Annotated in this window: 2 protein-coding genes; both read right to left on the bottom strand. The window is 70.7% G+C overall.

Annotated elements, in window-relative coordinates:
* A partial coding sequence (locus IBX22_RS37135) for a hypothetical protein (protein WP_194820539.1) occupies positions 1–579 on the bottom strand: 579 nt, incomplete at its 3' end.
* The gene (locus IBX22_RS37140) at positions 576–794 is read right to left on the bottom strand and encodes a hypothetical protein (protein WP_194820540.1); all 219 of its coding nucleotides are present in this window, start codon (positions 792–794) and stop codon (positions 576–578) included. The genes IBX22_RS37135 and IBX22_RS37140, both read right to left, overlap by 4 nt.
* Positions 795–1233: the final 439 nt, after the last annotated feature.

A 1233-nucleotide genomic window follows, 5' to 3' on the forward strand; every position in this document is an offset into this window, starting at 1 on the left:
CCCCAGCCCGTTGTGGTTGTTGTTGTCGAGGCTGCCAGGCACCACCGCGAAGGCGTGCGCCCGCAGCTGGGGTATGCGGATCGCGGTCAGCAGCACCACGGTCACCAGATCGGACAGCTGCACTGCCGCGGTGAACCCGGCCGCGTCCAACACGGTGGGGGTGTCGGTGTAGAGGTCGAGGGTCCCGACCCGAATCGCGCCGCGGTGCAACGGAAACGAGAACACCCCGCCGCCGCGCTCACCGATCCCCGAGGCCGCCAGCAGCGGCCACCGGCCCCCTGCCAGTGCGGCCCCGAGATCGGGTACCAGCACCGGAGCGTCGAGGTCATAGGCAGCCGGGCCGGGACCCTCCCCGGCGGCAGCCTGCACCTGAGCCCATCCGAGGGCGGCCGGGTCCGAGGCACCCAGCATCTCCCAGCCCGCCGCCCCGGCGTGGGCCATGATCGCGGCGTGGCCCACCGGCAGCAACCGCGCACATACCGCGCACAACAGCTCGGCCCCGCGCGTACCACCGGGATCGGCTTCGGCCTCGTGTAGGGCCGCCATGAACCGCGCCCCAAGGTCAGTCGTCTCGGTCATCGTCTCGGCTCCATCATCTCGTCGCTGGCCGCGGCCCAGGCGCCGTGGGCCACCGCCCCGGTGCCGGGATCCACGTGCAGCGGGGCGACCAAGCGCGCCGCGATCACCCCGGCCGCATCGCGGATGGCCAGCAGAAACCAGCCGCCACGACCGATCAAGCCGGCGTTGAGGTGCGCGCACATTTGCACGGCCGCCAGCTCCAGATCCGCAGCCACCACCGCTCCCACAGGCCGCGGCACTCCCGCAGGCCCGCTCACCCCCGCTGTAACCGTCCATACCCGCACCTGAGGCACACGTTGGACCTTCCGCTTCCTCGGCGCTCGCTCGGCCCTCTGCTGGTAGTCACGCTCGTCGGCGTCGAGGCCCGCCAACGCCCACCCGATCCCGATCCACATCGGCTCTCACCACCTGATGGTGTGCTCGCACAGCGCCCGCGCATTCGACACGATCTCGTGGGCACCGCAAGATGCGGGGTCGTCCCGTCGGTCGATGGCTGCACGCGCAGTCGAACTCGAGGAAACACACAACGGGCCGACCAGGGACCGGGGAGCGGGGCCGTTGCCATGCTGAACAGACCGGCTTGACACCAAATCCATCCACCATCGATTCTACGGCCGCGCCCGCCCGCACAAAAGTGCCTCTCGCTGCCGAAAG

This window comes from Nocardia sp. XZ_19_385 (assembly GCF_015355755.1).
In the GTDB taxonomy this organism is placed as follows: Bacteria; Actinomycetota; Actinomycetes; order Mycobacteriales; family Mycobacteriaceae; genus Nocardia.